The organism is Pseudomonas edaphica (genome assembly GCF_005863185.1).
GTDB lineage: Bacteria > Pseudomonadota > Gammaproteobacteria > Pseudomonadales > Pseudomonadaceae > Aquipseudomonas > Aquipseudomonas edaphica.
In genome coordinates, this window is the sequence record NZ_VBVZ01000273.1 from 1 (window position 1) to 8,058 (window position 8,058).

The 8,058-nt window shown below is 61.8% G+C and carries 8 protein-coding genes; 5 read left to right on the forward strand and 3 right to left on the reverse strand.

Annotation, left to right across the window (positions count from 1 at the left end):
* Positions 1 to 51: 51 nt before the first annotated feature.
* From FEM54_RS18190 to FEM54_RS18200, 3 genes are all read right to left on the reverse strand, one after another.
* A complete protein-coding gene (locus FEM54_RS18190; protein WP_017137768.1) occupies positions 52 to 1,359 on the reverse strand; it encodes an ATP-binding protein in 1,308 nt (435 codons plus the stop codon).
* Positions 1,356 to 2,096 (reverse strand): response regulator, encoded by a 741-nt coding sequence (locus FEM54_RS18195; protein ID WP_017137769.1) that lies wholly within the window; start codon positions 2,094 to 2,096, stop codon positions 1,356 to 1,358. Before FEM54_RS18195 ends, FEM54_RS18190 begins: the two co-directional genes overlap by 4 nt.
* Positions 2,097 to 2,212: 116 nt before the next feature.
* Complete coding sequence (locus tag FEM54_RS18200; RefSeq protein ID WP_138452299.1) at positions 2,213 to 3,622, reverse strand: aminotransferase-like domain-containing protein; 1,410 nt, start codon at positions 3,620 to 3,622, stop codon at positions 2,213 to 2,215.
* 158 nt (positions 3,623 to 3,780) lie between these two features.
* On the opposite strand from FEM54_RS18200, the gene FEM54_RS18205 reads away from it, so the two are divergent.
* From FEM54_RS18205 to FEM54_RS18225, 5 genes are all read left to right on the forward strand, one after another.
* Positions 3,781 to 3,945, forward strand: coding sequence for a rubredoxin (locus FEM54_RS18205; RefSeq protein WP_016968943.1), 165 nt, complete (start codon positions 3,781 to 3,783; stop codon positions 3,943 to 3,945).
* 27 nt (positions 3,946 to 3,972) lie between these two features.
* Complete coding sequence (locus tag FEM54_RS18210) at positions 3,973 to 4,842, forward strand: sugar phosphate isomerase/epimerase family protein (protein ID WP_138452301.1); 870 nt, start codon at positions 3,973 to 3,975, stop codon at positions 4,840 to 4,842.
* Between the two features lie 66 nt (positions 4,843 to 4,908).
* A complete protein-coding gene (locus FEM54_RS18215) occupies positions 4,909 to 5,541 on the forward strand; it encodes a LysE family translocator (protein ID WP_017137772.1) in 633 nt (210 codons plus the stop codon).
* Between the two features lie 80 nt (positions 5,542 to 5,621).
* Entirely contained in the window at positions 5,622 to 6,680 is a 1,059-nt protein-coding gene (locus FEM54_RS18220; RefSeq protein WP_138452304.1) for a diguanylate cyclase, read from the forward strand.
* A gap of 47 nt (positions 6,681 to 6,727) precedes the next feature.
* Positions 6,728 to 7,957, forward strand: a complete 1,230-nt coding sequence (locus tag FEM54_RS18225) for a M20/M25/M40 family metallo-hydrolase (protein ID WP_138452306.1) — start codon at positions 6,728 to 6,730, stop codon at positions 7,955 to 7,957.
* The last annotated feature ends 101 nt before the right edge of the window (positions 7,958 to 8,058 follow it).

An 8,058-nucleotide genomic window follows, 5' to 3' on the forward strand; every position in this document is an offset into this window, starting at 1 on the left:
ATTAAAGCTGTGCACTCAATGTGGCGAGCCTGCTCCCCACAGAACAGGGCGCTAAAGACTCAAACGAATCTCGGCGCACAAGCCGCCTTCAACCCGATTGCTCAAGGTCAGCGTGCCGCCGATCGCCACCGCCAGTTGCTGGGCAATCGCCAACCCCAGCCCGGTGCCGCCGGTGCCGCGATTGCGTGAGCTTTCTACCCGGTAGAACGGCTGCAGCACCTGCGCCAATTCGTCTTCGGCAATTCCGGGGCCTTGGTCCAACACCTTGATCGACAACTGCCCATTGGCTGTCGAGCCGACTTCCAGCTCGGCGTTGCCGGCGAATTTAAGGGCGTTGTCCACCAGGTTCACCAACACGCGGCGCAGCGCGTGGGGGCGGGTGTCGAGGATCAGCGCGCTTTTGCCGCGCAGGCTGACCTGCTTTTGCATGTCCTGATAGTCAAACACCAGGCTGTCGAGAAAGGCGTCCAGGTCAATGCGGTGGCTGGCCTCGGTGGCGCCGTGAACGCTGCGCGCATACGCCACGCCTTCACGTACCAGGTGCTCCATTTCGCTCAGGTCGCTCCACAGTTTTTCGCGGTCGGCGCTGTCGTCCATAAACTCGGCGCGCAGTTTCATGCGGGTGATCGGCGTTTGCAGGTCATGGGAAATCGCGGCGAGGATCTGCATGCGTTCCTTGAGGTATTCGGCAATGCGCTGTTGCATGGCATTGAACGCCGCGGCGGCATGCGCGACTTCACTCGGGCCGGTTTCGTCCAGGGGGGTGGGGTGAGCGTTCGGGTCGAGAGTTTCGACCGCACGGGCCAAGCGTGTCAGCGGGCGCACGGCCAGGCGCACCGCGACCCAGGTGCAGCCGAGCAGCAGCGCCAGTTGCAGCACCAGCACCACCGGCAACCAATAGGCTACGGGCAGGGCGGCGGGGCGTACGTCGAGGGTGATCGGGTTGCCATCGGCCAGGGTCAGGTGCACCTGGAAGTGTTTCTGGATGCCTGGAATATCGCGAAAGGTCAGAGCGTAATGCTCGCCCAGTGCGTCCGCAATCGAGGTGGCGGCCATTGGCACATCGTTGCTAGTCATCGGTTCACCGGCCTCGCCGGCGTTGAGCAAGTACCGGTAATTCTGCCGGTCGAGACGCGCCAGCCAACTGGCGCGTTCGTTGGCGGGCAGGCGGTCGAGGATGGCCACCGAGGTGGACACGTCGTTTTCCAGGTTGCCGAGCATCACCGTGCGCGCACTGATATAGCGCTCGTAGAACTGCGCACTGAATGACAACCCATGGGCACACACCAGGCTGATCAGAAAAATCAGCGACAGTTGGGACGCCAGTGTGCGCGGCCAGCCAAACCGCCATGGCCTCATTGCTCGGCCCCGAGGATTTGCACCGGCAGTGAAAACACATAACCCTCGCTGCGCACGGTCTTGATATAGGCCGGTTCGCGGGCGTCATCCAGCAAGCGTTGGCGCAAGCGGCTCACCAGCAGGTCGATGGAGCGATCGAACAAGTCGGCGTCACGCCCCTGGGTCAGGTTCAGCAATTGGTCGCGGTTGAGTACGCGCTGCGGGTGGTCGAGAAACACCCGCAACAGACGGTATTCGGCGCCGCTGAGGGCCACCAGGGTGTCGTCCTCGTCGAGCAGGTGGCGGGCGGTGGTGTCCAGGCGCCAGCGACCAAAGCGAATCAGCCGCCCGGTTTCACTCACTATCAGGTTCGGTGGCAGCATGCGTGTGCGGCGCAATACCGCATTGATGCGTGCGAGCAATTCACGCGCGGCGAAAGGCTTGACCAGGTAATCATCGGCGCCCATTTCCAGGCCGATGATGCGGTCGGTTTCATCGTTGCGCGCCGTGAGCATCAGCACTGGCGTGGCTTTGTGCTTGCCCACCCGCAGTTCGCGGCACAGCTGCAAGCCGTCGTCGCCGGGCATCATGATATCCAGCACGATCAAGTCCACGGGGGTAGTGTCGAGGAAGCTGCGCATCTGGCGGCCGTCGGCGACTACGGTGGTGCGCATGCCGTTTTTCTTCAGGTAATTGCCCACCAGTTCGCGGATTTCCCGGTCGTCATCGACGATCAGGATGTGATCGACATGATCCATGCTGCCTTCCTCGTTAAATGCTCTTGGCCGCAGTCTAGCCATCGCCGCAGCCTTTGCCTTGTGCGCTTTGTATTGCAGTGTATCTGGCGCTGACCAGATACACGGCGAAGCAAAAATCAGTGGCGCACGGCCTTGAGCAACAGCGCCTCGAACACCCGCTGGGCGCGCGGCTCATCAGTGTGGGCGACATTGAAGCGCATCGAATTGAGGTGCGCCGGGTCGTAGCCGAACAGCGCGCCCGGCGCCAGCACCAGGCTGCGTTTCAACGCCTCCTGGGCCAGCAGTTCACCGTTTACGCCCTTGGGCAGGCGCGCCCAGATAAACATCCCGCCTTCATACGCCATCGGCAGCTCGCAGCCACAGCGCTTGAGCCATTGTTCGACGCGCCCGCCGGACTCCATCAAACGCTGGACCATACGCTTGCGGTGCTTGGCGTAGCTGCCTTCGCTGAGCATGCGGTAGACGATCTGCTCGAACAGCTCCGAGGTCACGCCGCCGCTCATCAGCTTCATGTTGGTGAGGTTGGCGGCCAATTGCGGCGCGGCCACCACGTAGCTGACGCGGGTGTTGGCGCTGAGGATCTTGGAGAACCCGGACAGGTAGGTGACCTGATCCAGCCCGGCGAGGGCGGCCAGGCGCGGCGGCGGGTTGGGATGCAGGTCGCCGTAGAGGTCGTCCTCGACGATATGGCAATGGTACTGCTGGGTCAGTTGCAGCAGGCGAAACGCCTGGCCGGGGCTGAAGGAATGGCCGGTGGGGTTATGCAGCACGCTGGTGGTCAGGTACAGGCTGGGGCGATGCTCGGCCAGCAGCTGTTCGAGGGCAGTAAAGTCAAAACCGTCGGGGCGCCGCTCGATGGTCACCACTTTGACCCCGTGCAGGGCCAGGTTGGCGTGGAAGTTGAAGTAGCACGGCGCGTCCAGCAGCACCGTGTCGCCGGGGCGCGCCAGCAGGCGCATGAGCATGTCCAGGCCCTGCACGGTGTTGGGCGTGGTGATGATCTGTTCCACCGGTACCGACAAGCCTTCGCCGTGCAGCTTCTGTTGCAGGGCCTGGCGCAAGGGTAGCAACCCGGCCGGCGTGCCCAGGCCGGCGATGCGCAGTGACGGCGCACGCACCACGCTGCGCATCGTTTGGCGGATGGCCTCGCCGTTCAACCAGTCCTCCGGCAAGTGCCCGCCACCGGGGCGCAGCTCGCCGCTGGCGGTGACCAGCGGGCGGCGCAGCACGCTGAGCAGGTCTTGGGGCAGCAGGTCGACCCAGGTCGCGGCGGCCGGGCGTGCGGTTTCCATCGCCACAAAATAGCCGCGGCCCTGGCTTGAGGTCAGCAGGTGGCGCCCGCGCAGGCGGTCCAGTGCTTCGTTGAGGGTGAACTTGCTGACGCCCAGGGTCTGGGTCAGCTCACGCACCGACGGCAACTTGCTGCCGGGTGCCCATTCACCGGCCTCGATGGCCTGGCTGAAGGCGTCGACGATCTGCTGCACCTTGGGCGTGCCTTCCACAAAAGCGATGGCGGATACAAACATAAACCTTCCTTGTCTTTGCCGGTGCTTTTACCGGTGAAGTTAGGCCGGATTAGGCACCACTTTACCTGCCTTGTGCAATGACGCTGCCCTAGACTGCGCGCCATCTCGCCGGAAACTGGCGAAGTTTCTTACACGCGAGCAATGGATTTCGCATTCTCATGAAGACTTATATGTGCGCCCCCTGCGGTTTTATGTACGTAGAAGAATTGGGTATTCCGGAGGACGGAATCCCGGCCGGCACCCCTTGGGAAGAAGTGCCGGAAGACTGGACATGCCCTGACTGCGGCGTGACCAAGGCCGACTTTATGGCCATTGAACTCTAACCCTCCATCAACGAAAGGAATCGCTCCATGGAAAGCAAACTGATCAACCCCACCGTGCCGTTCTGTACCGGCGTGGCGCACCAGAAATACCTCAGCGCCGAAAAAGGCCTGCAAACCGCTATCGAGGGTGATTGCACCCATTGGTACATCGACGGCAGCCTGTTCGGCGAGATGGTCGACGACTGGACCGACGCGCGCATTGAAAGCCTGCAGGCGCAAATCGCCGCCACCGGCGTCAAGCCGATCTTCCACGGCAACTTCAAGGCGCCGCTGGGCAGTGACGTCGAGGCGTTCCGTGCAGCGGCGGTGGACTACGTGAAAAAAGAGATTGATATCGCCAGCCGCCTGGGCGCGCCGTTGATCATCCACGGCGGCTGCATCGTTGAGCCAAAAATGGTGCTGATGGCCAAGAAAGTTGCGCTGGAACACTACCTCAAGTCGGTACAGGAACTGGCGAGCTACGCCGAGGCCAAGGGCACGGATATCTACCTGGAGAACCTGTCCAACTACGTCAACTACCGGCCGTTCCACTACATCTTTACCCATGAGGCCGAATACGCGTTTGTGTTCGAGCGCTTGAAGGCCCATGGCAACGTATACTTCTTCCTGGATGCGGGCCACGCCAACATCGAGAACGGCCTGCCGGCCGATGTGGTGCGCAAGTATCACCACTTGATCAAGGGTATTTCTTTCAGCAACAACAATGGCGTGCAGGATCAGCACTTCGGCATTCATGACGGCAACTGTGATTACGCCGACGTGGTGCAGGCCATCGTTGAAACCAACTGGAAGGGCCTGGTGGCGTTCGAAACCCGCAACCAGACCGCGAAGGCCGCCCTGGCCGACCTGGCGCTGATGTACCGTGAATCCCTGACCACTGAAATTGCCGTTGCCTGACAGGCGCAGGGGCGTGCGTTTCAAGCGCGCCCCGTTGTTGTTTTTACCATTCCAAGGTTCTGGCCCATGACAAGTGCGTTAACGCTGTCTTCGTTTCTCTACTTCCTGCTGTTTTGCGCCACCATGACCTTCAGCCCCGGCCCCATGACCCTGTTGCTGCTAAGCCTGGGCTTGAAGGACGGCTTGCGCAGTTCGATCCCGGCGCAGATCGGCGCCAGTGTGTCCTACCTGATTTCCATCCTGATCTTTGCCGTGGGCTTTTCGGAACTGATCAAGGGCAACCTCGCCATTACCCAGACCATCCAGTTTGTCGGTGTGGCCTATATTCTGTACCTGGCCTACAAGCAGTGGACCAGCAGCGGCGTGTCGATCAACCAGGGCGGCGCCGTGGAAGGCTCGCGCAGCCTGTTCGGCAAGGGGTTGCTCACCGGGTTTTCCAACCCCAAGACCATCATCATGTTCAGCGCCGTGTTCCCGCAGTTTGCAGGCGCAGGCGAGCATAGCTCGGCGGCGGATATCGCCATCCTCGGGTTGACGTTTCTGACCCTGCAGTTTGCCAGCGGCTGCCTGTACTGCTATTTCGGCCAGCGCATCAAGCACGTGCTGGAAAACCCCAAGCGCCGGGTGCTGTTGCAGCGGATCACGGCGGTGCTGCTATTGGGTGTTGCGTTGATGCTGGCGCGCGGGTTTTCGCACTGAAGTATTAGCAGGTAAGCAGTAGTGGCGCTTTGACGTTGCCCTGTTAGACTCCAGGCACTCATCCAGGATTACACCCCACCATGTCAGCCGCCGGAGGAAATGGACTTCCGCTCGCTTCGCGCCTGTTCAAATCGCGGCTCTTGGGGCTGACGCTCGGTTTTGTCTGCGTGGTATTTGGCATGTACCCCTTGCACCCGTCGCTGTGGGTGTGGGCCTGGATGCTGATTAACGCGTTTGTGTGGCCGCACGTGGCCTACCAGTTGTCGCGCCTGGCGAGCAACTCACTGCGCAGCGAACGGCGTAATTTACTCTTCGATTCGTTTTGCGGCGGCTTCTGGGTCGGTGCCATGCACTTCAACCCGCTGCCCAGCGTGACCACGCTGTCGATGATGACCATGAACAACGTCGCCATCGGCGGGCCGCGCTTTATGCTCGCCGGCTGGGTGGCGCAGGGGCTGGGCATCGGCGCCGCGCTGCTGGTGTTCGCGCCGGCGTTTGTCGCGGTGACCAGCGAGGCGCAGCTGTATGCGTGCCTGCCGATCCTGATGCTGTATCCCCTGGCGCTGGGCTGGATCTGCTACCGCCAGGCCGTGACCCTGGCCCGCCACAAGCGCGAGTTGCTGGCCTTGAGCCGCACCGACAGCCTGTCCGGCCTGCTCAATCACGGCGCCTGGAAGGACCATCTGGAAATCGAGTTTCAACGTTGCCGCCGTGAACAGGTGGGCGCGGCCATTGCGCTGATCGACATCGACCATTTCAAGACCATCAACGACACCTACGGGCATGTCACCGGCGACATCGTGTTGCGCCAACTCAGCAAGGTGTTGCGCCAGAACCTGCGGGCGTCCGACCTGGCCGGGCGCTATGGCGGCGACGAGTTCTGTGTGATTTTGCCAGGCATGCCGCTCAATCGCGCCACCGAAGTGATGGACGCTTTGCGTGATCGCTTCAGCGCGCTGGCCTATGCGCAAGACCCGACCCTGCGCGCCAGCTTAAGCATTGGCCTGGCGCCGTACCAGCCGGCGCACGCCGATTCCACCAGTTGGCTCAACGACGCCGACCAGGCGCTGTATGAAGCCAAGAGCAGTGGGCGCAACCGCGTCAGTTCCGTGCAAGGCAGTTGGTTGCGCTCGGTCTAGTGGGGTAGGGTAGCGCTGCACCTCCCCACAACAACAAGGATCGGTCCATGCTCTTCACCTTCTCCCGTACCCTTCTGGCCGCCACCCTGGCCCTGACCTTCGCTGTGCCGGCCTACAGTGCCGAACCCCACAAGCAGATCCAGGCGGATGCCGAACAGTACAAGGCCGAGGCCCTGAAACTGCTCGAGCGCCTGGTGAATATCGACTCGGGTTCAGGCTACGAGCCGGGCCTGACCCAAGTGCGCGACATCGCCGTGGATGAACTCAAGCAACTCGGTTTCAGCATTGAGCTGGTGCCGGACAAAGCCGCCAACAACAGCCATGTGATCGCCACCCTCAAGGGCACCGGCAAAGCCAAGATCCTGCTGATGGCGCACATGGACACCGTGTTCAAGGAAGGCTCGGCCGCCGAGCGCCCGTTTCATATCAAGGACGGTCGCGCCTATGGCCCCGGCGTGATGGATGACAAGGGCGGCATCGTCGCCGGCATTTACGCGCTCAAAGTCCTGAAAAACCAAGGCTTCAAGGACTACGCACAAATCACCTTCCTGCTCGACGCCAGCGAAGAAACCGGCTCAGAAGCCGCCTCCGAGCTGATCCGCAAAACCGCCAAGGCCAACGACGTAACCTTGAACCTGGAACCCGGCCGCCCAGCCGACGGCCTGGTGGTATGGCGCAAAGGCAGCGCCACCGCCGTGGTCGAAGTCAAAGGCAAAGCCGCCCACGCCGGCGTCGCCCCCGAACTGGGCCGCAACGCCGCCATGGAAGCCGCGCACCAGATTCTGCAACTGGGCAAACTCGGCGATGAAGAGAAGAAAACCACCATCAACTTCACCGTGATCAAGGCCGGCGACCGCACCAACGTCATCCCCGACCAAGCCACCGCCAAAGCCGACGTGCGCGCGGCACTGCCGGAAGAGTTTGATCGGATCGAAAAAGACCTGGCGCGGGTGTCAGCCAACAAGTTGATCCCGGACACTGAAGTGAAAACAAGCCTGTTGCGCGGCCTGCCGCCGATGCCACAGACGCCGGAGTCAGACAAATTGGTCGCGATTGCCCAGGAAATCTACGGCGAACTGGGCCGCAAACTGACCATTGAAGGCAGTGGCGGGGCCGCAGATGCGAGCTTGTCAGCCGGGGTCGGGACGCCGACGTTGGATGGGTTTGGGATTGTCGGTGGGAATATTCATACGCCGGAAGAATATGCCGAGGTGGAGAGCGTGGCGCCACGGGTTTATTTGTTGAGTCGGATGATTATGGAGTTGTCGAAGCGGTGAGAGGTTTGCAGGGCTCATTGAACGGCTGAGCGTACTCATGTGGCGAGCAGGCTTGCCCTGCGTTGGGCTGCGCAGCAGCCCCAAAACAGACGACACTGGTT